Below are 25,484 nucleotides of genomic sequence, written 5' to 3'. Positions count from 1 at the left end.
GGAATCATCGCCCAAGAGAACTTCATTCAAGATCATCCAGGGTCCACGGTCCGACCCGTCGACGTTGAACTCGAGCCAAACGCATTTCACAGGTTGTCCAGACCTATTTGCTCGCCGACGTGAGCAAGCAACCGCGCCGCATCGGCGATGGAGCGGGCGGGGTCCGGTTCCAGATCGGCGAGAGCGTAGCAGGCGGTGAAGCCCGCCGCTCGAATCTCATGGGGCGTCAATTGTGTTCGGCCAGCTGCGGCTACCACCGGGACGCCTGCTCTGCGCGCGGCCTCGCAGACACCGATCGGGGCCTTACCGTGCAGGCTTTGGGTATCGAGGGCACCCTCGCCGGTGACTACCAGAGTGGCTCCGTCGAGAAGTGTTGGGAAATCCAGGAGTTCGAGCACGACCTCGATCCCGCTGCGAACCCGTGCGCCGAGCACCGCGAGTGCGCCGAACCCGGTGCCGCCCGCCGCGCCCGCACCGGGTACCTCCGCGAATTCCGGTGCGACGACAGTCGCCCAATTCGTCAGTGCTGCTTCGAGAATGGGCAGATCCGATGGCGTCGCCCCCTTCTGTGGCGCATATACCGCGACCGCGCCGGTCGGGCCGAGTAGTGGATTGTCCACATCGCAGGCCAAGGTGAAGGTCGCCGTCGCGATCCCTGGATGCAATCCGGTGCGGTCCAATCGCGTGGCACGCGCCAAAGTCGCCCCGCCGGTGGATAATTCAGTGCCGTCTGCGTCGAGGATCCGAGCGCCGAGTGCTTGCAGCATGCCCGCCCCACCGTCGGTGGAGGCGCTGCCGCCCAAGCCGAGGACGATATCGGTTACCCCTCGATCCAGCGCATGTGCGATGACGACACCGAGTCCATAGGTGTGCGCCCCTAGCGGATCAAGTTGTCCCCCTGGCAGTTTCGTCAGCCCGACCGCTGCGGCCAATTCGATCACCGCCGTGGTTCCCTGCACCGCGTAGGCGGCCGTGTCGGCCACTCCCGTCGGCCCCGGCGCATCGACCTCGATCCGCTCCCAACCGGCGGAAACGAATGCGTCGACGGTTCCTTCGCCACCATCGGCAACCGGCACCTGCCGGATCTTCGCTTCCGGACAAGCGCGCGTCATGCCTGCGGCCAGGGCAGCCGCCACCTCGGCGGCGGTCAGCGAGCCCTTGAACTTGTCCGGGGCGATCACCACCCGGGGCGCGGATATCATCCCCACATTGTCGGGTGTAATACCGGCGGGTGCACGTCGGACCCAGGCCCTAGCCGCTTGAACTCCTACCCGGCCATTCAACTCCAGGAGACTGGTTCAGCAACACCGAAAGTTCGTCTACTCGATCAGATAGGCCGCGGTCGGATGGGTGGCGCTCCCGAATTCCGGCCGTCGTCCAGCACTTGGGACGCACAGTCATTTGGCTTGTTAGGGTGTCGGGGTGAGTTCTCCGGAGGCGTCCAGAAGGTAGCCGCCTGGCCTGTGTGCTGGGCGGCGTTGTGAGTGTGGTTCTCGCCAGTCGCTCAGCGGCTGGCGCGGTTTGGTATCTCGCAGCGCCGGACGATGTTGGTTTCTTGCTGTCGGGTGATGGTTCGCCCGATTCTGCAATCCATCTCGGGTGCCGTGATTCTTACTGTGGCGCCCTGTATCCGGGGAGTTCTCTCTTATGCCCATTGTGGTGTTCGCGCTTGCTGTTGCGGTTTTCGCGCAGGGCACATCCGAGTTCATGGTGTCGGGATTGCTGGAGCAGATCGCGGACGATATCGGGGTCTCGCTCGGTGCCGCTGGTTTGCTGACCTCGCTGTTCGCGGCTGGCATGGTGTTGGGGGCACCGGTGCTGGCGCTGGCGGCGGGCCGGTTGCCTGTCAGATATTCGGTCACGGCGTTCTTGGGGTTGTTCTGTGCCGCTCATATTGTCGGTGCTGTCACAACCGGATTCGCGGTTCTGCTGGTGACTCGCGTTGTCGCGGCGGTCGCCAATGCCGGATTCTTGGCGATCGTGCTGGCCGCGTTGCCGAGGTTGGTCGGTCCGGCGGTGATCGGGCGCGCGACCTCGGTTGTGGTGTCCGGTGTGACGGTGGCCTGCATTGCCGGTGTTCCCGCGGGCACGCTGCTCGGTCAGGTCTGGGGTTGGCGTTCGGCGTTCTGGGCGGTTGCCGTCACCAGCGCGGCCGTGCTCGTGCCGGTATGGATGATGCTCGGTGGTGACGTGCGCGACCGTGCTCTGCCGGATGGGCAAGCACCGTCGATGCGGAGCGAATGGCCGGTGCTGCGGCAGCGGCCGGTCCAGGTCGCCGTCCTGGCCGGAGTCCTGGTCAACGCCGCAACCTTCGCCGGGTTCACCTATCTCGGCACCATCACGACCGGCATTGGGGGTAACCGGTGGGTTCCCTTGGTGCTGGCCTTGTTCGGCGTCGGCTCGTTTCTCGGCGTGACGGTCACCGGTCGCTACAGCGACCGCCACCGGCGGCGGATCGTCGTCGTCGGAACGGTCGTACTCGCCGGAGTCTGGCTGCTGGCCGCTGTGACCGCGGACGCGCTGATCGCGGTGCTGGTCATGTCGGTGGTGGCGGGTGCGGTCGCGTTCGGTGTCGGTTCGACGCTGATCGCGACAATCGTGCAGACCGCTACATCGGTTGCTCCGTGTACCGCTGGCGCCTTGGCAACCACTGCCTTCAACATCGGCGCTGTTCTCGGCCCTGTCACTGCAGGTCTGGTTGTCGATCGCGCTGATCGACCAACCGCGGCATTGTGGTGCAGCGCCGCCTTTACCGCTGTCGCGGTGGGTGTCGCTGTGATGGGGCAGCGTCGGCGTTTCGCGAGCGAGGTCGGGCAGGCACGTGCCGGCGCACGTTGACGCTCTATTGGCGGTCGCGGGTCGGCGACAACGCTTCGACACCACCATCCCGGCCAACCGGGCCGAAATGGCTGCGGTCGAGCAACTGGCCGACGTCGCCGACGCGGCCGGTTTGACGATGATCCAGCTCGCGCTCGGTTTCGTAACCGCACATCCCGGCGTGACCAGCGCCATCATCGGTCCGCGCACGATCGACCATTTGCACTCGCAGCTCGCCGCCGCGGAATACCCGGACAATCCGCGCGGTATATCCCAGCGCCGCGCCGCGGGACGACCACCCGCTGGCAACACCATCGCCAGGAAAAGAGAGCAGTGCTCTTGACATGGCGCGAACCGGCATGGAACACTGGTCTCAACAGAGAGCAGTGCTCACGAGGAGTAGGAAATGAACGCCAGCACCCGCTACATCAGTCCCACCGGCATGGACCCGATTGTGAACAAGATCGCCAACTGGCTGCCGCGCCTCGGCATCAGCATCATGGGGTCGCGGCTATTGGCCGTGCGCGGCCGCAAGAGTGGGGAATGGCGCACCACCATGGTCAATCTGCTGACCGATACCGACGGCGCGCGCTACCTGGTCGCGCCGCGCGGCCACACCCAGTGGGTGCGGAACCTGCGCGTCGCGGGCGATGGTGAACTGCGGCTGGGTCGCAAGGTCGAGGCGTTCACGGCAACCGAAGTGGCCGATGCGGACAAGGTGCCGCTGCTGCGCCTCTACCTGCAGAAGTGGGGCTGGGAGGTCGGCAAGTTCTTCGATGGCGTCACCTCGGACGCCACGGATGCGGAGTTGGCCGAGATCGCACCGGGCTTCCCGGTCTTCCGCCTCGCCTAGTGTGACAAGGCAATTCGGTCAGCGTTTGATCAGGAATTCGATCGCGGCGGCGTAGCCCTGGATCCCCATTCCGGCCACCACCGCGGTGGCGATGGGAGAGATGTAGGAGTGATGCCGGAACTCCTCGCGCGCGTGCACATTGCTGATGTGCACCTCGACGATCGGAAGTTCCGGAATCACCAGCGCATCACGCAGCGCGACCGAAGTATGCGTGAGCCCACCGGGATTGATGACAATGCCCGACTCGACGCCGCGCGCCCGGTGGATCCGATCGATCAGCGCTCCTTCGGAATTCGACTGGAACGCATCGATCTCGCGGCCGTACCGGGCGGCGGTCTTTCGGCACAATTCGACGACATCATCGAGTGTGGCCGACCCGTAGACCTCCGGCTGGCGGGTGCCGAGCATATTGAGGTTCGGGCCGTTGAGAACCAGGATCGGACCAGGTGTCGACATGGCTAAGACACTAGTCCGCCGTGTTCAGAGTCCTTGCGGACCTTCCGACCGCAGGTCGTCGACCTTCCGCATGGCGGTGCGCAACTCCTCGAGCCAGGCTTCGGCATGCTTTCCCGCCAACTTCACCGTCCACGCCAGCGCATCCGCGCGCGAGCGCGCCACGCCGGAATCGACGAGCGTGTCGAGCACCTTGCGCTCCGGCTGCCGCAGTCGAGTCATCACCGGGACCGCCAAGTGCGTGAACATGATTCGTTCGCCGTCCACGGCGACGCCCCAGGCGACGCTGCGACCGTAGCGGCGTTGGGCCTCATTCGCGATCTGCATGCGGGCCGGGCGGGTGGTCTCGCGGAAGCGGGCGACGGCGCCCTCTTTCGTCGCCGCCGGGACCTCGTCGCCGGGAGTGTCTTCCTTTTCCGATACCGGCGGAAGCGTACCGATCACCACGATCTCGTCCCGGTCGATTTCGATGACGGGCGGCCCGGCGAACCAGTCGCTTGGCAATCGTCCAGCGAACCAATCGGGGGCATCCGCGGGATCCGGTAGATCGGCCTGCTGCCAGCCGCCCGGTCGTCCGAAGCCCCGTCCCCGATGCTCATGCCTCATTGGGATTCACCTACTTACTGTGGTGCCTGTATTTCACTGATTACAAGATTACGCCCGCAAGGCGTGCGAGTGGTTCCGCTCTGTGCGAACGGTTTCGGTCACGGGCCGTGCGGATACGCCGAAGAAAGGTGTGTGCTGGTCAATGAGGCCTGCACGATCGAAACGCGGGCGAGGGGCAGCCGAAACGCCGACGCGGGCCGTTTTCTGGCAAGTTCGTGTTCCGGCCGGTACGGTTGCGGCGCCGGTTGCCGCAATGGGGCGGGGAACGTCCATGGTCGAGCAACCGAAGCACGGGCTTCGGGCACAATTGGAGATGCTGAGCATGGGTAACATCCGGCCGGCGCGGCACGGCGGGCAGCTAATTTCAGGTACGGTGGTCTTGTTACTGGAGTGACAAGAGTAAAGAGTGGGCGACATGGATGTGTGGGGATCCCGCCGCTATCGCGTCCGGGGCGCAATCGCACTCTCGGGGGTGGTGGCGCTGGCTATCGCAATCGGGGCTTGTGGTTCGGATGTGAAGCGTGATGAGGCCGAGTATGTTGTCGATCGCTTCACCGCACTGCTCGACGAGCAGGACTACACCAAGGCCGCGGAGCTCACATCTTATCCCACGGCCGCATCCGCAACGCTGAAACAAATGTTCGCCGGATTGCAGCCGGGTAAGGTCGATTACCAGAAAACCCAATTCATCGGCCTGGACCGCGAGGCAGGCCTGTTCAGCATGGATGTCGCCTGGAACTTCGGCGAGAACAAGACCTGGCGATACAGCCTGCAGGGCAATGTGCGGAAGTTGGCGATCGGCTGGCGCATCTCATGGGATCCCGCCGTCGTCATGCCGCAGCTGGACCACAACCGCACGGTCCGGCTGGTGCGCACCACACCGACCCCACCGCCGCGGGTCAAGGACATCGCCGGCGAAGCGCTGATGACCGAGCAGATCATCAATGTGATAACACTCGACCCCACCAAGACGACCGATCAGGTGGCCTCGGCCAACGCGCTGGCCAAGGCCATCGAACCGGTCGCGCCGCTGATCACCGGACCGGCGCTGCTGCAGCAGCTGTCGGCCGCACAGGGCAAGCCGATCGTCGCGGTGAATCTGCGCGAACCCGATTTCGCGATCCTGGAATCCGCGCTGGCCCGGGTGCCCGGCGTGGTCATGGAGAAGCAGCCGCGGCTGATCTCCGCCGACCGTCGGACCTGGTCGCCGATGCTGGACGCGCTGCGCAAGGTATGGCAGGACGACCAGGATCAGCACGCCGGTTGGGGTGTGCAGATTTATGAACAGGACGGACGTTTCGTCGGCCAGATCGCCGGTTACCAGGGCCCGCCCGGTCCGGATATCGCGGCCACCATGGATCAGCGCCTGCAGCGCGCCGCCGAGGATGCGGTGGTGAGCGTCGGCACGCCCGCCTCGATCGTGGCGATCCAACCGTCCAGCGGCGCGGTCGTCGCCGTCGCGCAGAATTCGCAGGCCACTGAGCACGGCTCGGTCGCGTTTACCGGGCTTTACCCGGTCGGCACCAATATCGATCTGTTCCGCAATGTGGCCTCGGTGCTGAAGAACAAGGCACCGCAGGACGTTTCGGTGCAGGATGCGGCCGAATCCGCGCCGAATCTCGGCGTCGGTGTCGATTACAAGGTGCCGGGATTGGACGAGGTGACCGGTCGGGTCGCGGTGGCGGGTCGCAGTGCCGAGCAGGTGCGCCAGGGCGGTGGTACGGATGCGGTGCTGGCCAGCCCATTCGGCATGGCGATCGCCGCGGCCGCCATCGCGCGCGGACAGGTGCCGCCACCGATGATCGAGGCCGGACGCCCGGCCACGACGGACGCGCAGGTCGCGGAGATGTCACCGGAGCTCACCGAGCGACTGCGCGCGATGTTGCGCGACGGCGCCGGCCGACCGGAATTCGCGCCGCTGCGGCCCTACCGCGACGTCATCGGTTTTATGGCCACCGCGGGCAATGACGGTTGGCTCATCGCGAATGCGGGGGATCTGGCTCTTGCGATCCACATCAACGACGCCGACAGCGGCGACGCGACCGCGCGGATGGCGGCCAGGTTGTTCCAAGCTCTGGCCAAACCGGAGCTGTAATCAGTTGATGACCTTGACGGCCGCGCGCCAGCCGAGCAGGAACAGCGCGAGCACAGATGCCGCGACAATCATGAAACTCAACGCCGTGCCCTGACCACTGATCACGCGCAACAGCATGCCGCCGCAGAGTGTGCCGAGCCAGATGAGAACTCCGGTGGGCCACAGCGCGGTTCCGTCGAATCGTGCCTTCTGTTCACCGGATCCTCGGCTGGCCACCGCGACCGCGACCACCCAGCCGATCGCGAGCCCGACCGCGAACGGCCATACCGTCTTCAGCAGTCCGGTGAATATCGCCTCGTCATGACTGCGCCGCCCGATCGCGCAGAACAAGACCACCAGCAGTGCGTCCACCACCAAAGGCACCAGTTTCCTCACGCTGGCCAGCGTAGTAGTGCCCGCATCAGTCGCTGAGATCCGACACCTGCTGCACCCTCGCTGGCCGACCTCTTGTCCCGCGCGCCTCGGGTTCGGAGCCATGCCCACAGCCCCACAGTGTCGACCCAACGGATCGAGTCTTACGAGCGCGGAGTTCGCGGCCTGTCTCGCGTTCGTACGGAGGCGCGGTCATCGACTCAGCCGAGTCGTCGAAGCGCGGGCGCGAGTCTCGATAGCGCGCACCAGGTGCCGAACGATCCGCCATCACCGACCACCACGGAGCGAGTATTACGAGCGAACACGCAGCGCCGCAGGCGCTGCGAAATGTCACAGCGCGCGGCGCTGTTCGAATTCCTTCTCGAATTCCGCGTCGTCGGCCTGGGGTGTGCGGAAGAGGAAGGCGAAGACGATCCAGCCGATGATCGCGACAAGGACAAAGCTCACCAGGCGGTAGACGAAGGCGGCGGCGACGGCCTGGGAGGCGGGCAGGGCCGCGCCCGCGGTGAGGCCGTAGATGAGCGTCGCATCGACGTAGACGATGCCGCCCGGTGCGAACGGGATCGAGCCGACGGCCTTACCCGCGGTGAACGCGATCAGCAGCCCGGCCCACTTCGGATCGGCGCCCACCGCGTAGCAGGCCGCGCCGAGACAGGCCACATCGGCGAGGCGGTGCACCAGCGCCCAAGCCGCGACCGATACGCCGTCGCGCTTGCCGAGATCCACCGATTCCAGCTGCCCGAGCATATCGGCGATCTTGTTCATGCCCTGCTCGGCGCGGCGTTTGCGGATCCGGTTGAGCAGTGCGAGTGCGCGGCGCAGCACGGCCTCCAGCGCGCCCGGATTCTTCGACAGATAGTTGCCCACCCACACCAGCGCGATCACACCGACCAGCGACACGATGAGCTTGAACGGCCCGACCCGGTTGCCCACCAGCAGCGCGCCGCCGACGCCGAGCAGTGCGAGCCCGGCGGTCGCGATCACGCCCGACATCACCAACTGCCAGGAGGCGACGATCGAATTCGCACCCCAACGGCGGGTCTGGCGATAGGTGAAGGCGGTGGAGAACACCTGCCCGGCAGGCAGCGTCACCGACATCGCGGTGGCGCCGTAGACGACGGCGACGGACTTGCGCTGGCGGACCTCGACACCGCCCGCATGCAGCAGTTGTTTCTGCACTCGGCTGAATCCGCTCATCGACACCGCCTGCATCCAGACGCAGGCGGTGACCCAGCCCCAATGAATTTCGGTGAGCTTGTTCCAGGAATCGTGTAGTCGCGGCCAGAGGTAGTAACCCTCGCCGATCAGCAGTGCGAGCAAGGCGATGCCCGCCACCCATTTGACCCACCGGAATCTGCGCCGACGGCCACGTTTCGCCGGTCCGTCGGTGGGGTCGTCGGACGGCTGCGGCGCAGGATCGCCGGCTAGTTCCCCATTGGCCGTCACGCGGTCAGCCTAACCAACCGACTGTTTCGTTGTCTGCATCGACGTGCGGGCCAGTAGCTATCCGGGACTCTCCGTGGTTACTTCGGCTGCCTCCGCCGGGTCCGTTGGTACCGCGGACCCGTCCTTCGGCCAGGCCAACCCGGTCTTGCGGCGCCGCCCGCGCAGCTGGACTTCCTCGCCGGTCAGCCAGAAGTCCTGCTCACTTTCATCGGCGAAATACAGCGCGCTGCCCGAGGCGAGTACACGGCCGGGTTGATCCTTGGCCAGTTCGGTCAGGCGCGATGCCTCGTTCACCGGATCGCCGATCACGGTGTATTCGAAGCGGTTTGCGGCGCCGATGTTTCCGGCGACGGCCAGGCCCGCCGAAACGCCGATACCGATATCGAGTCCGGGCACCTCGCGCAGGACTTCGCGCAGTTCACGGGCGGCGGCCAGGGCGGCGGTCGGCGCATCCGGGCGGTCCAGCGGCGCACCGAAGATCGCCAATGCCGCGTCGCCGACGAATTTATTGACAAAGCCGTGGTGCCGATCGATGACGTCGACCACGATGCGGAAGAACTCGTTGAGCAGGCTGACCACCTCGGTCGGTGGTCGCTCCGCGGCGGTCGCGGTGGACCCGACCATATCGACGAACAGCACCGCCACGAATCGGGTCTCGCCGCCGAGTTCGGTGCCGTAGTCGAGTGCGCGCTGGGCCACCTCCTCGCCGACATGCTGGCCGAAGAGTTCCTGCAGCTGGCGACGCTTGGCGGCCTCTTCCATCATGCGGTTGAAGCCGACCTGCAGCAGTCCGATCTCACTGCCGTCGAACACCTCGACCTGCACGTCGCGGGCACCCTGCTGCACCCGGTCGATGGCATGACTGAGCTGGCGCACCGGGTCGGAGATGCTGGAACCGGTCAGCATCGACAGCGCCAGCGCCTGCATGATCACCACACCGCACAGCAGCAGAATCGAAATCGCCAGCGATTGCGCGGAGAACTTCACGTCCGACGAGATTTGGGTGACGCACAGCAGCACGATGGCGATGGTGGGGGCGAAGGTGCCCATACCCCAGGTCATCGCCATTCTGGTGCCGACGCCCGGCGTCAGCGTGTGGTCGAATGAGCCCTCGGTGAGGGCCTGCGCGGCGACCGGGCGCAGAATCCGTTCGCCGAGCATGTAGGTGAAACCGAAGACGATCGTCGCGGCCATACATTCGGTGACGATGACCGCGCCCGCCAACTCCGGCGCGTCCACGATAATGGTGGCCGCCAGGATGGCGCCGCCGATCAACCACAGCACCAGATGCAGGAACGCCTGGCGCAGCGGCGCGTGCAGTGCGGCCATCTGTTCTTGATGGCTCGGCGGCCCACCGCGCATCTGCCAGCGCATGACCGGACGCAGCATGAGTGCCGAAGCGGCCAGGCTCAGCAAACCACCTGTGGTGAAAACCACACCGGGAATGACCAGGCCGGCGCGGCGCGCACCGGCCGCCTCACCTTCGGGAACCGGGAGTCCATATTGGATGAACGCCCACACCAGGACCGCACCAAAGGCATTGGCCAACAGCATCGATGTCAGGTACAGCGGCCAGCGGGTTCGCATGGTCTGTTTGACCGCTTCCAGGGGCGCTGACACGATGACCAATCTAGCGTCCAGGTCATCCGAGCATGTCCGCGGCGCTCTGCGGCTATTAGGCTCGCTGAAGTGACCGACCAGAAGGTAAGTGCTCTCGAAGAAGCCACTGCTGCGCGGTCGGCTGCTGATTCTGTGCACCCGTTTGTCCGTGTCAGTGCCGAATGGGCGTGGCGGCTGCTGGTGATGTTCGCCGCACTGATTGCGCTCGCGATGGTGGTGCAGAAGTTGGCGACGGTGGTGATACCGCTCGCCATCGGCCTGCTTGCCGCCGCATTGTTGGCACCGTTGGTGGATTGGATGCAGCGGCTCGGGGTGCCGAGGTCGGTGGGGGTTTTCGTCGCGCTGGTCGGATCACTCGGGGTGGTCGCGGGGATCATGACCTTCGTCGTCGAGCAGTTCATCGAGGGCGTACCGCAGCTGTCCGACGAAATCACCCACAGCGTGCACGAGGTTCAGGACTGGCTGATCAATGGTCCGCTGCATCTGAGCAATGAGCAGATTCGGAATGCGGGCGACACGATCGTCAAAGCGATCCAGTCCAACAAGGAGGGTCTCACCAGCGGGGCATTGACCACCGCGACGGTGATCGGGCATGTCCTCACCGGCGCGTTCTTGACGCTTTTCATTCTCATTTTCTTCCTTTACAGCGGCAATCAGATCTGGCACTTCGTGACCCGGATCGTGCCGACCCCGCACCGGGAAAAGGTGCGCACCGCAGGACAACTCGGCTTCGGCACGCTGGTCGGATTCGTCCGCGCGACCGTGGTGGTGGCGCTCGTCGATGCCATCGGCATCGGTGCGGGCCTGGCGATTCTCGGGGTGCCGTTGGCATTGCCATTGGCCTCGCTGGTGTTCATCAGCGCGTTCATTCCGATCGTCGGTGCGTTCCTGGCCGGGACCATTGCCGTATTCATCGCGTTGGTGACCAAGGGCTGGGTGACCGCGGTGATCGTGCTCGGCATCATCATCGCGGTGATGCAGCTGGAAAGCCATGTGCTGCAACCCTTGCTGCTCGGGCGTGCGGTGAGCATCCATCCGCTCGCAGTGGTGCTGGCCATTGCCGCGGGCATTGTGATCGGCGGGATCGCGGGCGGTCTGTTGGCGGTGCCGTTCGTCGCGGTGATGAATACCGCGATTCGGTCCCTGCTGTCGGAGAGTCCGGAGGAGGCGTTCGAGGAACTGCACACCGGCGAAGGGGGGCGAATGTATGCGGCTGAGCCGGATAAACCGGAGCCCGGCCGGTTCGATGTCGACGCGACATTGACCCGGGAGCTGCACCGGGAGGATCAGTCGGATGACTCGGCCGGGTCCGACTGAGATCGGTGCGGCCGAGCTGGGCGCGGCCGAGGTGGCGACCGCGCCGCTGTGGCGTGCGCTGCAGGCGTTGCGGCTGGTCACGCTGCTCTATGCGGTCGGGCAGCAGATCGCCTCGGTGCGGTACTACCAGAACCAGCAGCTGAGCTGGGTGCTGATCGCCGTGATGGCGGTGTGGTCCGGTGCGTCGGCCTTCATGTTGTCGCAGTGGCACTTTCCCGATGTGGCGCGGCTGCGGGCGTGGGTGGTGATCGGGGATCATGTGGTGGTGATCGCGCTGATCGCCTCGACCAGGTTGGTCGCCGATTACGGCTGGTATCACGGGCATCAGACGCTGCCGACCACGTTGTGGGCCGCCAATGCCGTTGTCTCCGCGGCGATTCTGCGCGGACCGCTCGCCGGTGTGCTGTCCGGGCTCTTGATCGCGGCGGTGATCGTGACGGTGCGCGAGCAGTGGGGTCAGGATGTGTGGGCCGACGCGACCGCGCCGGTGCTCGTCTCCATCGGGCTGGCGCTCGGACTCGCCGCCGATACCGCGCGTCGCGCGCAGGGACAGCTGGAACGGGCCGTTCGCTTGACCGCGGCGGCCGAGGAACGAGAGCGGCTGGCTCGTGAGGTGCACGATGGCGTGCTGCAGGTGCTCAGCTACATCAAGCGACGCGGCAACGAGATCGGCGGTCCTACGGAGGAATTGGCGCAGCGCGCGGCGGAACAGGAAGTGGCACTGCGGGTTCTGATCTCCGAACAGGGCAAACACGGCGATATCGGTGGTGCGGATGTCGACCTGCGGCCGCTGCTGACCGTGCATGCGACGCCATCGGTCTTCGTTTCGACGCCGGGTGAGCCGGTGTGGGTCGGGCGCTGGTCGGCGGGTGAGATCGCGGCGGCGGTGGCGAACGCATTGTCCAACGTCGCACTGCATGCCGGATCGGATGCGAAAGCGTATGTGCTACTGGAGGACACCGGCGACGAGCTGATCATCAGTGTGCGCGATGACGGCATCGGGATCGCACCGGGCCGCCTGGCGGAGGCGGAAGCCGAGGGACGCATGGGTGTTTCGCGCTCCATTATCGGCCGTATGGAGAGGTTGGGTGGAACGGCGGTATTGCTGACCGAAGAGGTTGGTGGCGTCGGCTTCGGCACCGAATGGGAGTTGCGAGTGCCGCGTTCGGGAGGTGCGAGATGAGGGCTTGCGGCACGACGACACGAACGCGCAGCGGAGGACAGTGTGACCAGTAATGATGCGGCCGAGGTGATTTCGGTGATGGTGGTGGATGACCATCCCATGTGGCGCGATGGGGTTTCGCGCGATCTGACCGAGGCGGGATTCGTGGTTGCCGCGACGGCCGATGGGGTGGGCTCGGCTATCCGGCGGGCGGCGGCGGCACGGCCTGTGGTGGTGTTGATGGATATGCAATTGCCGGATGGGAATGGGGCGCAGGCCACCGCGGAGGTGTTGCGGGTGTCACCGGAGAGCCGGGTGCTGGTGTTGTCGGCGTCGGCCGAGCGCGATGATGTGCTGGATGCGATCAAGGCGGGGGCCTCGGGTTATCTGGTGAAGAGTGCGTCGGCCGGTGAGTTGATCGAGGCGGTGCGGGCCACCGCGGCTGGACAACCGGTATTTACGCCGGGGCTGGCCGGGCTGGTGCTCGGTGAATATCGGCGAATGGCGACCGCGTCTGCCGAGCCGAATGAACCGCATCGCCCCGCGCTCACCGAGCGGGAGACCGAAGTGCTGCGGATGGTGGCGAAAGGCTTGTCCGCCAAGCAGATTGCATCGCGGCTCGGGCTCAGCCATCGAACCGTGGAGAACCATGTGCAGGCGACCTTGCGAAAGTTGCAGCTGGCCAACCGCGTCGAGCTGACCCGCTACGCCATCGAGCAGGGCCTCGAGTAGCGGTTTCGGCGAGCAGACCTGCCGGGCACCCCGTCTCGCTAACGGGAACCCCTTGACCTCGCGCCCCGGTCGGCAGATCCGCTGATGGATGGGTCGCCGACACCCGGACCCTCGCGGCTGCGCTCAATCACGCGGACGGCCCTCGATATCGCCGATGCGCCGGCGTGTGCCCGGTGGCGAGACGGGATGCCCGATGGTTGTGGGCTTGTTCGGTGGATTCGGAACAAGGACGGCGGAGTCGGGGTATGCCCTGATGCGTCGGAGGTGCTCGGCTCGGTAATCTCGGATTCATGGGTGGACCCGAATCGGTATCCAACGGCGTCGGCTCCGGTAACGTGGTCGGCGATCGTGAGTTGCGCGTTTCCGATGCCGAACGCGAACATGTCGGTCAATTGCTGCAGCGGGCCGTCGGGCTCGGCATGCTCTCGCTCGGGGAGTTCACCGAGCGGATGGATACCGCGCTGGCCGCCAAGACCCGCGGCGAACTCAATGCCGTGCTGGTCGACCTGCCCGGTGTACGACTAGTCGGGCAGCCGGCCGCGCCGCCCTCGACCTTCGTGAACGCCTCGCCCGCGTTCACCAAGCGGGTCGCACCGCCGCCCTCGGTCCCATCGCAGGTCACGCCCGGGAATGTGATCCGCAGCCGCTTGTCCAACCTCAATCGCCGCGGTCCATGGCAGGTGGCGCCCACACTGCATCTGAACAACTGGCTCTCCGGCGTCACCCTCGATTTCACCGAGGCGATCATGTCCACCCAGGTCGTCGAGGTGCATGTCGACGACTACCTCAGCTCGCTGACCCTGATCGTCCCCGCCGAGGCTACCGTCGATCTCAATGCCGTCGACCTGATCGGGTCCACCGTCAACAACAAGGTCCGCACCGGTCCACCCCTCGGCCCGCTGCACGTCGTCGTGCACGGCCGAATCCGCTTCGGCGCGATCACCGCCAAACACTCGCTGCGCGCCCAGTGGCGCAGGTTGATGGGAAGCTAGCCAGGAGAGCAAGAGCCTGGCTGCGCCCACACCCCGGAAGGCAGCCTCCTGATATGACTGCCGCACAGCCCATCGAAGAGCCCAATCAGGGCCATCTGCTGCTAGTGCCATTGTCGTCTATACCTTCGAGCTGCTGCCCGAAGGTGGATATGCGCCGACCGGGGTGCACCGGACCCGCGTGCAGGTCGACCGTCCTTTCCCGATCGATATCGAACTTCCTGAAGTCACCTGGTAGCCAGCGGATCTCGGCTCGCCCCGCGAAATCGCGCATTCGAGTAGATCTCGGATGAGTACCAGTGGTTTCTACTCATGTCCCGGTGCGTTGCGGAAATCAGCATTGAGGGCATGACTACCTCTATCGATCCGGCGCTGCTTTCGCGGCTGTCCGGGGAGTTCGCTGTGTTGGGCACGCAGATGGGCGCCCTCGGCCGAGACCTGGATTTGTTACAAGCGCAGATCGCTGCGGATTCGGTTGCGGCATCTGCGGTTTCGAAGGAGCGGACTGGCTTCTCGGCGGGCGCTGCTGTTGTGCCTGCGGCGGGTGCGGTGCCGTCGATACCAGTTCCTGCGGGGCGTATTCCGGCGCCGCCGGTCGGGCCTTCGGGTTGGGCGCCGCCGGTTCCCGGGTATGGGGCGGCGGGCAGGTCCGCGTGGGCCGCAATGCCAGGGACCCCGGGGTTTGGCCCGCGGTCGCCGAGGGGTGGGACGGCTGCGCCGGGGGTGCCGCCGCGTCCGCCGGTGCGGGGTGGCGCGGCTGCGCCGAAGACGCCGTGGTGGCAGCAGGAGGGGATGATCAGTCGGGTGCTGGCGGTGGCCGGGGTGGGGGTGACACTGATCGGGGTGGTGATGCTGCTGGTACTTGCCGCGCAGGCCGGGTTCTTCGGACCGGTGCCGAGAGTTGTTGCCGGGGCGGTGTTCTCGGCGGCGCTGGTGGGGGCGGGGGTTCGGGTGTTCGGTCGAGCCGGTGGTCGGGTCGGTGGAATTTCGCTGGCTGCCACGGGTATTGCCGGGGCTTATCTGGATGTGGTTGCGGTGACGGCGATCTACGGGTGGCTGCATCCAGTGGTCGGGCTCGCGGTGGCATTGGGTGTTGCGGCGGGCGGGGTCGGGCTGGCTATGCGGTGGCAGTCACAGCCGCTCGCCGTGCTGGTGGTCGCTGGTGCGGCGTTGTTGTCGCCATTCGTCACAACGGAGCTGGTGCTGCTCGCATTCTTGATCCTGTTGCAGTTGACCTGTGTGCCGGTGCAATTGGTCCGTGATTGGCCGTTCCTGCATATGGTGCGCACAGTGCCCGCGACATTGGCGACCTTGTTCGCGATTGTCGTTGCCGTAGTGGACGATCCGGCGCAGGGCCAGGTGTACTCGCTGCTTACCGCCGCCGCGGCGATCGCGGCGATCGGGTTGATCGGTGGTGTCCTGGTGGTGCGTAGGCGATCCGGCGATATCGTTGCCGCGCTGGCCTTCGCGGCGTCCACGGTTCCGCTCTTGGCCGCGCCTGTGATGTTCGAGCGGCATCCGGCCACCTCGGTCGCGGCCGTCTACGCGGCGGTGCTGTTGGCCGTGGCGGCTCTGCGAATAGTGCCGAAATCGCCTGAGTTGGTACGGATTCCGGGTTCGATCGTTTTTACCGCGGCGATCGCCGGTTCGTTCGCACTGCTCGAAGCATGCGTCGGCGTGACGCGCGTACAAACCCTGCCGATCGCACTGCTCCTGGTTGCGCTCTGCTACCTCGGGTTGGCCGGACAGCAGCGCTCCCGTAGCACCGCCGCCATCGGCGCGGCGTTCACCATGATCGGCTCGATCGTGTGCTTCACCACCGTGACTCCGGAAGCGCTTGCGACACAACGGCTTGCGCAGGAGCGCCTGGGTATCGCGACGACACTGGGCGCGGTCCTCGCATGCGCGGTCATCGCCGTGGCCGTCTGGTGCGCCCGGAGATTGCCCGGCATGACCAGGGGCGGAACCGACGAATCGACGCTGTTCGTCGTCGCGAGCATCGCGGGCCTGTATGCCGTAACGGCCGGGGCCGTCTCGATCGGCATCGCGACCGGCAGCGCCGACGGTTTCATCATCGGCCACTGCGCCGCCACCATCCTGTGGATGGTCGCCGCCACCGCAGCGCTGTTCTTCGGTCTGCGCAACCTGTCCCGCTCGGCGGCCGTCGCCAAACTGGCCCTCGGCTCCGGACTCCTCGTCACCGCAGCCGCACTGACCAAACTGTTCCTCTTCGACCTCGCCACGCTCGACGGCCTGATTCGAGTAGCGGCCTTCCTGGTAGTCGGCGTGCTGCTGCTCCTTGCCGGCACCCGCTACGCCCGTGCCTTCGCCGAAGCCGGTGCCACAAACCCGAATTCAGGAGAGGGAGGCCGCTGACGCGGCGCAATACGAGAGCTGCCGCCGCACAACGTGTTACTCGCGATCCCGACGCCGCAGCAGCTCATTCACGCTGACGGTCCGCCCGTCCGTGCTGTGGTGCCGACCTTCGTCGGGCTTGCCCATGCGGCGACGGCTGGACCTCAGCTCGGCCATCCAGTTCTCGATGCTGCTTCGGTTCTCGTCCGGCGCATCGTCATTCGAATCGGCGGGCCGTTCCCGTGCCGCGTGGTGGGGTGGATGGTCCGAAGCCGGGATCGGCATCGGCTGAACCGGCGGCGGGGGCGGCGTCGGGGTGGGCGCGGGTGCGGGCGGAATCGGCCGAGTCGGCTCGGCCGATTCCGAAATCGTCGGAACCGGTCGCGGCCGAATGGGTTCGGGTGCGGGCGGCGCCGATTGTCCGTGAGCTGCGGTCTGCTCGGATGGCAACCTGGGCGCAGGCGGTGCGGCTTGCCCGGACGGCAATCCCGGTGCGGGCGGCCCGGGTTGCGGTGTGTGCAACGCCGAATTCGCCCGCGGCCGAGTCGGATCAAGCGGCGTGACCGGCCGCGGTGGTACCGGCGGTTCGGCCGGGATCTTCGTCATATGTTGGGTCGGCGCCTCCGCCTCGATCTCCGCGACCGTGCGCGGCCGGCGCGGCGATCGCGCCCGAGTCGTGGCGTTATCGGTGAGCGCGGGCATCTGCATCGTCACCGGATCGGTAATCGGTGTGGCCTTCACCAGGTCGAGGAGCTCGCCCCCGCCGGGGCGCTCATCATCCAGAATCGGCTCGCCGAGTCCGACCTTCTGCTGGATCTTCTTCATCCACGCCGGTGCCCACCAGCAGTCGTCGCCGAGCAGTTTCATGGTGGCCGGGACGAGCAGCATGCGCAGGATCGTGGCGTCGATGAACAACGCCGCGATCATGCCGTAGGCCAGATACTGCATCATGACCAGATCGGAGAACGCGAATGCGCCGGTCACCACGAGCAGGATGAGCGCGGCGGCGGTGATGATGCGCCCGGTCTGCGCGGTACCGATGCGAACCGCCTCGGTCGTCGAAGCCCCCATCGTGCGCGCTTCGACCATGCGCGACAACAGGAATACCTCGTAGTCGGTCGAAAGACCGTAGATGATCGCGATGATCAGCACCAACACCGGCGACATGATCGGCTGCGGCGTGAAGTTCAACAGGCTCGCACCATGTCCGTCGATGAAGATCCAGGTCAAAATGCCGAGCGTGGAACCCAATCCGAGCGCGCTCATCAACGCGGCCTTGAGCGGCAGTACCAATGAGCCGAAGGTGAGGAACATCAGCAGCGTGGTGACGAACAGCACCAGCGCGATCATCAATGGCATCCGGTGCAGCAGCGCGTCGATGCTGTCCTTCTGGATTGCCGGCTGTCCGCCAACATACATCTGCACATCGTCCGGAATTTCGAGGGAGCGCAGATATTCGATGGTCGGATCCGGGTTCTCCGAATCCGCGAGCGTCGCATCGGTGCGATAGACGTTGGGGTCGGAAGTCGAACGCGACGGCACATCGAAGGTGCCGTTCAAGCCGGGCGCCTGCTTGGCCGCGGCCCACACCTTGCCGACGTCATTGCTGTTTTCGGAGACGAAAACCAGCTGGATCGGATCGGACTTGCGTAGCGGGAAGATCGAATCGAACTTCGCCTGCGCGAGCCGGGTCGTGTTATCCGGCGGCAGATACCGCTCGTTGATACCGCCGAACGCCAGATTCTTGACCGGAATGATCAGCAGCAGCAACAGGACGCAGATCGGGATCGCGATCTTGAGCGGATGCTGCATCACCCAGCGGGTCGACTTGCCCCAGAAGCCGTTCTCGACTTCCTCGGCGGTCTTGGTCTTGCGGAAGCGCTTGAGCCCGAGCATATCCACCCGCGACCCGAGAATGCCGAGCATCGCGGGCAGGATGGTGATGGCGGTGAGCGCGGCCAGCGAGACGGTCGCGATGGAGCCGTAGGCAACCGATTTCAGGAAGCCCTGCGGAAACAGCAGGATGCCGCCGAGGCTGGCGATGATCATGGTCGCCGAGAAGACGACGGTGCGTCCCGCGGTCATCACCGACCGGCGCACGGCCGCGCGGGTGTCATAGCCCTCGGCGAGTTCCTCACGGAACCGACTCACGATGAACAGGCCGTAGTCGATGGCCAAGCCGAGGCCGATCATCGAGACAACGCCCGAGACAAAGGAATTGACCTCGGTGAAATTTGTCAACACCATGATGATGCCGTTCGCGCCGATCACGGTGAGACCACCGACGATCAGCGGCAGCGCCGCCGCGACCACACCACCGAAGATGAAGAACAGCAGCACCGCGACCGCGGGGATGGCCAGGATCTCCATCCGCTTCTGGTCGGCGGCCATGGTGTCATTGAGCGTGCCCCCCACCGCCTGCAGACCCGCTACCTGCACATCGACGCCCGGAATGGCGAAGACATCCTTCACTTTCCGGAAGTTGCGCACCATATCGGTGTCGTTATCGCCATTGATGGCGATCGAGGCGAAGGTGTACTTCTTGTCCTTCGAACCGAAGACCAACGGTGACGCCTGACCGGTTTCGGTCTGCCAGTACGCGCCGTTGACCTTGGAGATCTCATCCGGATGTTCGCGCGGCAGCTTGTTGAGGCTGTCGACGATCGTCTGCCGGAATTCGGGATCGTCGATCGTTTTACCGTTCGGTGCGGTGTAGAGCACGATCACATCACTGTTGTGATCACGTCCGAACGCCTGGTCGGACACCTTGGCCGCCATGGCCGATTGCGACGTGGGGTCATCCCACCCGCTGGAGCTGAGATGGTCTTCCAAGCCGAGGCCGTAACCGCCAAGTGCCAACAGTGCGGCCGCGACAATGCCGATGACGGCGAAGCGCAGCCGATAGACCAGATCGCCCCAGCGTGTGAACACTAAGCGACTCCTTGAGCAGGGCGAGAGGTGAGCAGCGCCGAGAGCGGCCGGAACGGCTGCAGCCAGGCACCCTCGTCGGGCAGTGAGTCGAGGCTGACCCTGGGCAGCGGTTCACGGAACACGCCCGGGATGTCCTCGAGATCTATGAACTCGAGAGTATCGGATGTTACCGCCCAACTCGCATGTTCACGGAAGCCGAGTATCTGAACGGGGATTCCGTTCGCGGCCAATCGTTCGAGCGGTTCGCGGAATGCCTGGCCATCGGCGGAGGCGACCATGATGCCCGCCAGGCCGGCACCGCGGCTGCGTAGCTCGATGTGCGCGAGCATATCCGCGTCGACATCGGAGTCCTCATCGATCTTGGGCTTGGCGAAGACCGCATATCCGACATTGCGCAGCGCCTCCACCCACGGCCGCACCACATCGGCGGTGCCCGGCGCGATATTGGTGAAGACGGTCGCCTCCGGTTCGACCCGGGTCACACTGCCCACCGAAAGTTCGGCGGTGCGCGCGAGCAGCCAGCGGCCGAGCGCGTCGAAGCGCGGTCGATAGGCGGCGGTCGGGCGACCGCCGAGGATCGCGCCAAGGCCCATATCGAGATTCGGGGCGTCCCAGACCAATAGCACCCGACGCACATCGGGCGCCACCGCGCCGATCACCTCGGATCCGGTTCCGTGCACCTCCCCGGCAACATCGGAGAACTGATGGGCCATCTCGCCGACACTCATCATTCGATCTTCCCCCATATGAACTCGTTGATGACGCTTCCCGCGCGATGCGCCTTGCCTTCGAATTTGGTGACGGGCCTTTCGAAGCCGATCGGCGCGCTGTCGCGATGCTCGGCGCTGACCCCGCCCGTGGTCTCGTTCAGGCCGACGAGCTGCGGTTCCGCGGCGCCGACCTCGGCAATGAACTCGGCGTAGTCGGCGTGGTCGGTCGCGACGTGCAAAACGCCGCCGGGCCGTAGGCGATGCGCGATCAATGCGAATGTCGCGGGCTGCAACAGTCGCCGCTTGTGGTGCCGCGCCTTCGGCCACGGGTCGGGGAAGAAGACCCGGACGCCGGTGAGCGACTGCTCAGCAATCATGTTTTCCAACACATCGACAGCGTCGCCGCGCAGCAGGCGAATGTTGTCGATGTGCTCGCGCTCGATGCGCTGCACCAGTTGTGCGAGACCGGGCTGATAGACCTCGATCCCGAGGAGATTCAGGTGCGGCTCCGCCTGTGCCATCGCGGCGGTGGCGGTGCCCGTCCCGCAACCGATCTCGATGACGAGCGGGGCGTCCCGGCCGAACCAGGCGGCGGCGTCGAGCGGTTCGTCGGCCACATCGCGGCCGATGTGCGGCCAGGTGCGATCCCAGGATTGCTGCTGGGTCGCGGTAAGTGCGCCCCGGCGCGAGCGGAAGCTCGTCACTCGGGGGTACAGGCGAGAGCCCGAGCCCTTTCGGGATCCACCGTCCGCCGGAGCCGGCGTTGTGGACGGCGGTCCGGGAACTGACTCGGCAGTGTGGTTCGCGGCGTCGTTCACGCGGTCCATTGTCCAGCATCGCAGGATGTGGCCGGCATGCGGTCATAGCGGATCGCTTGCGGGTCACCCAAGGCGAAGGCGCGCGCCCCGGTTATGCGGCGCGTATGCGGGAGATTCGAGTCGCGGGCGCGGTCTCCTGACGCAGCGGCTTGCCCAGCGCCACCTTGACCGCGGTGCCGAGCATTTCCCACAGTCCGCGCACGCCGGTTGGCGAGGCGGCGACCGACCACACCGTGCTGTCGCCGACATCGCGCACCGGTCGTCCGGCGAGTCGATCGCCGAGCCAGTCCAGGCTGATCGGGGTGGCCAGCGGGTGCAGCGAGAAATGCTCGCTGAGCCGGTCGCGCACATAGGTCACCTGTGCGCCGCCGCGGCGATACCGCTCGACCTGGTCGTCGACGCCGTCCATATGGATGATCTGGTCGTGCACCGGCTGCACCACCAGCAGCGGGCAGGTCGGTGTGGAGTGACCGAGGCGCAGGTCGTCGAGCATGGCCCGCATTTCGGGTGTGGCGAGCACCTCATCGAGCGGACGGCTCAGATGGTGACCGACATCTCTATTGACGAGACCGAGAACGGCCGAGAGCGGTGTCGACCGTTCGGCGCGTTCGATGAGCCGGAGGCCCTCGGGATCGCAATCGCTGTCGAAGACCGCGGCCAGCGCCGGATAGAGCCTGCGCAGCGCCGCGACCACGATCGCGGGCAGTCCGGCATAGTGTCCGCCATTGAGTCGGGTGAAGACCTGGCCCGGATCACCGACCGGCGCGCCGAGCACCGCGCCGACGATATCGAGCTCCGGTGCGTAGGTCGGTGCCATCTCGACCAACCACGAACTGGCCATGCCGCCACCGGAATAACCCCAGACCGCGATCCGGGTATCGGGCCGCAGCCCCAGCGGTGCGAAGTGCAGCGCCGCGCGGATCCCGTCGAGTCCGCGGTAGCCGGGCTCACGTGGCGCGCCGAAATTCCCGTGCGGGCCTTCGTGATCGGCGATGCTCACCGCCCAACCCCGGCGCAGTGCGTTGGCCACCAGCATCCATTCGAATTGGGTGATCGAGCCGAGTGCGTGGGAACCGCGACGCAAGGCGTAAGAGGGGGAACAGCGCTCGGCGACCGCGTCCATGGCGGTCTGGAAGGCCAGCAGTGGGCGATCCTCGTTCGGGTCGGCGTCCAGCGGCAGCAGCACGGTGGTGACCGCCGTCTCCGGTGTGCCGTGCATATCGCAGCTGCGGTAGAGCAGCTGCCAGGCCGAGACCTGTTGCGGTACAAGACCGAACAGTGCGAGTTCGACGCGACGGCTGCGCAGGATGGTCCCCGCCGGACGAGTCGTGAAGCCTTTCGGCGGCCGGAGGAATGGATCGCTACTGGGTAGCAGTGGCTTCCGCGCGCCGGACGCGTCCGGCTCAGCAGCGCCGATGACATCAACGGTCACGGCAACCTCCTCATCGAGACCCGGCACGGGCGGAACGATTCCGCCTGGTCGGCCACCGGTATTCGATTGCGGCGTTCCCGGGGACCTGCGTGGTTACGTAAGCTACCTCCTTCGGTCCCGTCGCTCGCGCCGCGTGTTCGAAAAGCGAAGCTGCGCACCGACCATGGTGCCGACCATCAGGTCAGCTCAGGTGGCCGAGGCATCCGTGCAAACCCCGAGGTAGGGGGCTTGCCCCCGCACTAGACTGCGCGCATGGGTAGACCGACTGTGTTCATCACCGGTGCGGCGGCGGGGATCGGCCGAGCCACGGCCCTACTTTTCGCTGCACAGGGGTATCACGTCGGTGCATACGATATCGATGAGGTGGGGCTGACCAGGCTCGCGGCCGAAATCCACGCCGCCGACGGCAGTGTGCGCACCGGGGTGCTGGATGTGACGAACGAGACGCATTGGGTCGAGCGTCTCGCGGAGTTCAACGGTGACGAGAACCGGCTCGACATCCTCGTCAACAACGCGGGCATCCTGCGCGCCGGCCCGTTCGAAGCTCTCGATCTGGCCACCCATCAGGCGATCATCGATGTGAATCTGGGTGGGGTGATAGCGGGCATGCATGCCGCGTTCGGTTATCTGCGCGATACGCCGGGAGCGCAGGTGGTGAATCTGTGCTCGGCATCGGCGATTTACGGTCAGCCCGAACTCGCCAGCTACGGCGCGACGAAATCAGCGGTCAAAAGCCTCACGGAGGCACTGGATCTCGAATGGGAGCGGCACGATATCCGGGTGATCGCGGTGTGGCCGCTGTTCGTGGCCACCGGCATGGTGGACGGGGTGCAAACCGCCTCGACCAAATCGCTCGGCGTGCGCCTGAGCGCCGAGGACGTCGCGCAGGGGATCTGGGATGCGACCCGCAAACGCGGACGGCTGCCACGCGTGCACTACGAAATCGGCGCGCAGGCAAAGGTACTGGCGGCCGCCGCGAAATACGCGCCGAACTGGGCGGTGCGCGGCGTGAACAAATACTTGAGCGGCAGCTGATCCGCTCCGGCGACCGGCGAGGGAGTCGCTAGCGGCCCGTTGGCGTGGTATGTCTGCAAGAATGGCGCACCGAAAAGGGGGTGTGCAGCATTGTCGACAGCCACCGAATCCGATGGGCCCCGGATCCGACCGGTTCGATCCGCACAGGAGCTCGACCAACTCGACCACCTGCTCGCGATGCTGCGCTCGGGTGCCGATCCGCGGATCGTGGGCCAGGTGGGGACCGCCATCGCACGGTGGCGGCGGCCGCCACGCATTCAGGTGACCGGACGGGCGCATACCGGGCGGACCACGGTGCTGCATGCACTGGCATTGATGTCGGCGGTGGAGACGGCGCCGATCGATGAACCGGGTGCGGCCGACCCCGAACTCGACGCCGACATCATCGTCTACGTCCTCTCCGGTGCGCCGCAGCCCGCGGATCGGCGGATTCTGTCGGAATTGCCGCCCGAGCGCACGGTCGCGGTGCTGAACAAGGCCGATGCCATCGGGTCCAGGTGGGGCGATGCGGTCGCCGCCGCTGAGCAGTACAGCGGCGGCCTCGGCACTGTCACACTGCCGGTGGTCGCCTCGCTGGCGGTGCGCACCAGGTCCGGCGCGGTGAGCGAGGCCGATCTGGGCACATTGCGCCGCCTGGCGGAGACCGCGGATCCGGCGCTGACGCTCTCGCCCGACCTGTTCGTCGCGGCATCGGCCGGACCGGATGTCGCCGAGCGCGAAGAACTGCTGCGGCGTTGGGATCTGTACGGCGTGATCTGCGCGCTCTCCGCACTGCGCCAAGACCCCGAACTCGGTCCGCACGCACTGCTACAGATCATGCACGCGGCCAGCGGTATCGATCCGCTGCACCGCTTACTGCACCGCCGCTACGAACAAGTCAGCGCACTGCGCGGCGGCGAACTCCTCGACGAACTGGCTCGCCTCGCGGCCCGCGCCGTGCCCGTCGACGGCGCGAACGCCCGAGACATGTTGGAGGACTACCTCTTCGGCGACGACGCGCTCTGGCTCGGCCTCTGCGCGGGCCTTGCCTATCCGCAGGTCGCCCACCTGGCCGCCGGATATCGCGCACCCGCACCATCCGATGCCGACGACGCCCTCGCCCGCGCCGCCCGCTGGCGCGCGGTCGTCTCCAGCGATATGTCGCCCGCCGCCCGCCGCGCCGCCCTCCGCGTCCATAACGGCTACATCCGGCTATGGGAACGGATGAGCAGTGCCGGACTCTGAACAACCGGATTCCGCCCCAACGGACCCGTCGATCTCTGGCACCGCCGAACACCGTGAATCCGCCACTGCTCCCCGCGCAGCCACGAGTGATCCGAGACCTGACGCGCAGCCGTCACCGCCGAACGGATCGCATCCGAGCGAGTCGCCGGACATATCGGGTCGGCCGGTGCCTCGCGCATCGTGCGCTGCTCCGGATGGCCTAGGGGCGTCGCCGGCCGGCGGCGGTGCTGGCGGGCCGGGTTCGACTGTGCGCGGATCGGCTGCCGCAGCGGGTCGGGCTGCGGTTGCATCGCGCGGATCGAGCACCGCCCCGAGTGGCACGGGATCGTCGGACAGTGTCGTCGGTGGTGTGCCGAGTTCGTCTGCGAGCGGATCGGCTGCCGCGCCGGGGTCGCCCGCGGCCTCGGCGGGATCGGGGATCAATCCGAATGAACGCGCCACTGGGTCGACCGAATCCCCGCCGGGGTCGCCGGACATGTCGGGTTCGGGTGGGCCCGCCGTGGGGTCGGCAAGAACT

Annotated in this window: 21 protein-coding genes; 11 read left to right on the top strand and 10 right to left on the bottom strand. The window is 66.2% G+C overall.

What is annotated here, in order from left to right; translation table 11 throughout:
• Nucleotides 1-86 precede the first annotated feature (86 nt).
• On the bottom strand, nt 87-1,202 hold the full coding sequence (locus tag AB0L63_RS28380) for a glycerate kinase (RefSeq protein WP_364506720.1): 1,116 nt from the start codon (nt 1,200-1,202) through the stop codon (nt 87-89).
• A gap of 445 nt (nt 1,203-1,647) precedes the next feature.
• On the opposite strand from AB0L63_RS28380, the gene AB0L63_RS28375 reads away from it, so the two are divergent.
• The 3 genes from AB0L63_RS28375 (at nt 1,648) to AB0L63_RS28365 (ending at nt 3,670) form a co-directional block, all read left to right on the top strand.
• Complete coding sequence (locus tag AB0L63_RS28375) at nt 1,648-2,838, top strand: Cmx/CmrA family chloramphenicol efflux MFS transporter (protein WP_364506717.1); 1,191 nt, start codon at nt 1,648-1,650, stop codon at nt 2,836-2,838.
• On the top strand, nt 2,822-3,160 hold the full coding sequence (locus AB0L63_RS28370; protein WP_364506713.1) for an aldo/keto reductase: 339 nt from the start codon (nt 2,822-2,824) through the stop codon (nt 3,158-3,160). Before AB0L63_RS28375 ends, AB0L63_RS28370 begins: the two co-directional genes overlap by 17 nt.
• A 63-nt stretch (nt 3,161-3,223) precedes the next feature.
• Nucleotides 3,224-3,670, top strand: coding sequence for a nitroreductase family deazaflavin-dependent oxidoreductase (locus AB0L63_RS28365; protein WP_364506710.1), 447 nt, complete (start codon nt 3,224-3,226; stop codon nt 3,668-3,670).
• 18 nt (nt 3,671-3,688) lie between these two features.
• Here AB0L63_RS28365 and aroQ read toward each other — a convergent pair whose 3' ends face one another.
• Both aroQ and AB0L63_RS28355 read right to left on the bottom strand, forming a co-directional pair.
• On the bottom strand, nt 3,689-4,126 hold the full coding sequence (gene aroQ / locus AB0L63_RS28360; RefSeq protein ID WP_364506708.1) for a type II 3-dehydroquinate dehydratase: 438 nt from the start codon (nt 4,124-4,126) through the stop codon (nt 3,689-3,691).
• A 24-nt stretch (nt 4,127-4,150) separates the two neighbouring features.
• On the bottom strand, nt 4,151-4,729 hold the full coding sequence (locus AB0L63_RS28355) for a hypothetical protein (RefSeq protein WP_364506706.1): 579 nt from the start codon (nt 4,727-4,729) through the stop codon (nt 4,151-4,153).
• A 415-nt stretch (nt 4,730-5,144) separates the two neighbouring features.
• On the opposite strand from AB0L63_RS28355, the gene AB0L63_RS28350 reads away from it, so the two are divergent.
• On the top strand, nt 5,145-6,824 hold the full coding sequence (locus tag AB0L63_RS28350; RefSeq protein ID WP_364506704.1) for an NTF2-like N-terminal transpeptidase domain-containing protein: 1,680 nt from the start codon (nt 5,145-5,147) through the stop codon (nt 6,822-6,824).
• On the opposite strand, the gene AB0L63_RS28345 is transcribed toward AB0L63_RS28350, so the two are convergent.
• The 3 genes from AB0L63_RS28345 to AB0L63_RS28335 form a co-directional block, all read right to left on the bottom strand.
• Nucleotides 6,825-7,199 carry a DUF3054 domain-containing protein gene (locus tag AB0L63_RS28345; protein WP_364506701.1) on the bottom strand — a complete coding sequence of 125 codons (375 nt, stop codon included), beginning with the start codon at nt 7,197-7,199 and terminating at the stop codon, nt 6,825-6,827.
• Between the two features lie 327 nt (nt 7,200-7,526).
• A complete protein-coding gene (locus tag AB0L63_RS28340) occupies nt 7,527-8,642 on the bottom strand; it encodes a YbhN family protein (protein WP_364506698.1) in 1,116 nt (371 codons plus the stop codon).
• A gap of 57 nt (nt 8,643-8,699) precedes the next feature.
• A complete protein-coding gene (locus AB0L63_RS28335) occupies nt 8,700-10,229 on the bottom strand; it encodes an adenylate/guanylate cyclase domain-containing protein (RefSeq protein ID WP_364506794.1) in 1,530 nt (509 codons plus the stop codon).
• Nucleotides 10,230-10,394: 165 nt separating this feature from the next.
• Here AB0L63_RS28335 and AB0L63_RS28330 point away from each other — a divergent pair, with 165 nt between their 5' ends.
• From AB0L63_RS28330 to AB0L63_RS28310, 5 genes are all read left to right on the top strand, one after another.
• Nucleotides 10,395-11,579, top strand: coding sequence for an AI-2E family transporter (locus AB0L63_RS28330; RefSeq protein ID WP_364506791.1), 1,185 nt, complete (start codon nt 10,395-10,397; stop codon nt 11,577-11,579).
• Nucleotides 11,557-12,762 carry a DUF5931 domain-containing protein gene (locus AB0L63_RS28325; protein WP_364506695.1) on the top strand — a complete coding sequence of 402 codons (1,206 nt, stop codon included), beginning with the start codon at nt 11,557-11,559 and terminating at the stop codon, nt 12,760-12,762. Before AB0L63_RS28330 ends, AB0L63_RS28325 begins: the two co-directional genes overlap by 23 nt.
• A gap of 78 nt (nt 12,763-12,840) precedes the next feature.
• Nucleotides 12,841-13,473, top strand: a complete 633-nt coding sequence (locus AB0L63_RS28320; protein WP_364506788.1) for a response regulator transcription factor — start codon at nt 12,841-12,843, stop codon at nt 13,471-13,473.
• A gap of 290 nt (nt 13,474-13,763) precedes the next feature.
• Entirely contained in the window at nt 13,764-14,465 is a 702-nt protein-coding gene (locus AB0L63_RS28315) for a DUF1707 domain-containing protein (protein WP_364506692.1), read from the top strand.
• 345 nt (nt 14,466-14,810) lie between these two features.
• Nucleotides 14,811-16,838, top strand: a complete 2,028-nt coding sequence (locus AB0L63_RS28310) for a DUF2339 domain-containing protein (RefSeq protein WP_364506689.1) — start codon at nt 14,811-14,813, stop codon at nt 16,836-16,838.
• Nucleotides 16,839-16,874: 36 nt separating this feature from the next.
• Here AB0L63_RS28310 and AB0L63_RS28305 read toward each other — a convergent pair whose 3' ends face one another.
• From AB0L63_RS28305 to AB0L63_RS28290, 4 genes are all read right to left on the bottom strand, one after another.
• Nucleotides 16,875-19,748 carry an MMPL family transporter gene (locus AB0L63_RS28305; protein WP_364506686.1) on the bottom strand — a complete coding sequence of 958 codons (2,874 nt, stop codon included), beginning with the start codon at nt 19,746-19,748 and terminating at the stop codon, nt 16,875-16,877.
• Nucleotides 19,748-20,476 (bottom strand): NYN domain-containing protein, encoded by a 729-nt coding sequence (locus AB0L63_RS28300; protein ID WP_364506683.1) that lies wholly within the window; start codon nt 20,474-20,476, stop codon nt 19,748-19,750. The genes AB0L63_RS28305 and AB0L63_RS28300 overlap by 1 nt, the downstream gene beginning before the upstream one ends.
• Nucleotides 20,476-21,285, bottom strand: a complete 810-nt coding sequence (gene trmB / locus AB0L63_RS28295) for a tRNA (guanosine(46)-N7)-methyltransferase TrmB (RefSeq protein ID WP_364506680.1) — start codon at nt 21,283-21,285, stop codon at nt 20,476-20,478. Before trmB ends, AB0L63_RS28300 begins: the two co-directional genes overlap by 1 nt.
• An 82-nt stretch (nt 21,286-21,367) precedes the next feature.
• A complete protein-coding gene (locus AB0L63_RS28290) occupies nt 21,368-22,708 on the bottom strand; it encodes a lipase family protein (protein WP_364506677.1) in 1,341 nt (446 codons plus the stop codon).
• A 252-nt stretch (nt 22,709-22,960) separates the two neighbouring features.
• On the opposite strand from AB0L63_RS28290, the gene AB0L63_RS28285 reads away from it, so the two are divergent.
• Nucleotides 22,961-23,743 carry an SDR family oxidoreductase gene (locus AB0L63_RS28285; protein WP_364506674.1) on the top strand — a complete coding sequence of 261 codons (783 nt, stop codon included), beginning with the start codon at nt 22,961-22,963 and terminating at the stop codon, nt 23,741-23,743.
• A 90-nt stretch (nt 23,744-23,833) separates the two neighbouring features.
• On the top strand, nt 23,834-24,967 hold the full coding sequence (locus AB0L63_RS28280) for a hypothetical protein (RefSeq protein ID WP_364506671.1): 1,134 nt from the start codon (nt 23,834-23,836) through the stop codon (nt 24,965-24,967).
• Nucleotides 24,968-25,484 lie beyond the last annotated feature (517 nt).

This window comes from Nocardia sp. NPDC051990, from assembly GCF_040680755.1.
Lineage (GTDB): Bacteria > Actinomycetota > Actinomycetes > Mycobacteriales > Mycobacteriaceae > Nocardia.
This window is presented reverse-complemented; position numbering and strand designations above follow the sequence as displayed.

Bases quoted from the DNA above. Each gene is read 5' to 3' on its own strand.
- AB0L63_RS28380 (WP_364506720.1), bottom strand. From the start codon at position 1,202: ATGATATCCGCGCCCCGGGTGGTGATCGCCCCGGACAAGTTCAAGGGC.
- AB0L63_RS28375 (WP_364506717.1), top strand. From the start codon at position 1,648: ATGCCCATTGTGGTGTTCGCGCTTGCTGTTGCGGTTTTCGCGCAGGGC.
- AB0L63_RS28365 (WP_364506710.1), top strand. From the start codon at position 3,224: ATGAACGCCAGCACCCGCTACATCAGTCCCACCGGCATGGACCCGATT.
- aroQ (WP_364506708.1), bottom strand. From the start codon at position 4,126: ATGTCGACACCTGGTCCGATCCTGGTTCTCAACGGCCCGAACCTCAAT.
- AB0L63_RS28355 (WP_364506706.1), bottom strand. From the start codon at position 4,729: ATGAGGCATGAGCATCGGGGACGGGGCTTCGGACGACCGGGCGGCTGG.
- AB0L63_RS28350 (WP_364506704.1), top strand. From the start codon at position 5,145: ATGGATGTGTGGGGATCCCGCCGCTATCGCGTCCGGGGCGCAATCGCA.
- AB0L63_RS28335 (WP_364506794.1), bottom strand. From the start codon at position 10,229: ATGCGAACCCGCTGGCCGCTGTACCTGACATCGATGCTGTTGGCCAAT.
- AB0L63_RS28325 (WP_364506695.1), top strand. From the start codon at position 11,557: ATGACTCGGCCGGGTCCGACTGAGATCGGTGCGGCCGAGCTGGGCGCG.
- AB0L63_RS28320 (WP_364506788.1), top strand. From the start codon at position 12,841: ATGGTGGTGGATGACCATCCCATGTGGCGCGATGGGGTTTCGCGCGAT.
- AB0L63_RS28315 (WP_364506692.1), top strand. From the start codon at position 13,764: ATGGGTGGACCCGAATCGGTATCCAACGGCGTCGGCTCCGGTAACGTG.
- AB0L63_RS28310 (WP_364506689.1), top strand. From the start codon at position 14,811: ATGACTACCTCTATCGATCCGGCGCTGCTTTCGCGGCTGTCCGGGGAG.
- AB0L63_RS28300 (WP_364506683.1), bottom strand. From the start codon at position 20,476: ATGAGTGTCGGCGAGATGGCCCATCAGTTCTCCGATGTTGCCGGGGAG.
- trmB (WP_364506680.1), bottom strand. From the start codon at position 21,285: ATGGACCGCGTGAACGACGCCGCGAACCACACTGCCGAGTCAGTTCCC.
- AB0L63_RS28285 (WP_364506674.1), top strand. From the start codon at position 22,961: ATGGGTAGACCGACTGTGTTCATCACCGGTGCGGCGGCGGGGATCGGC.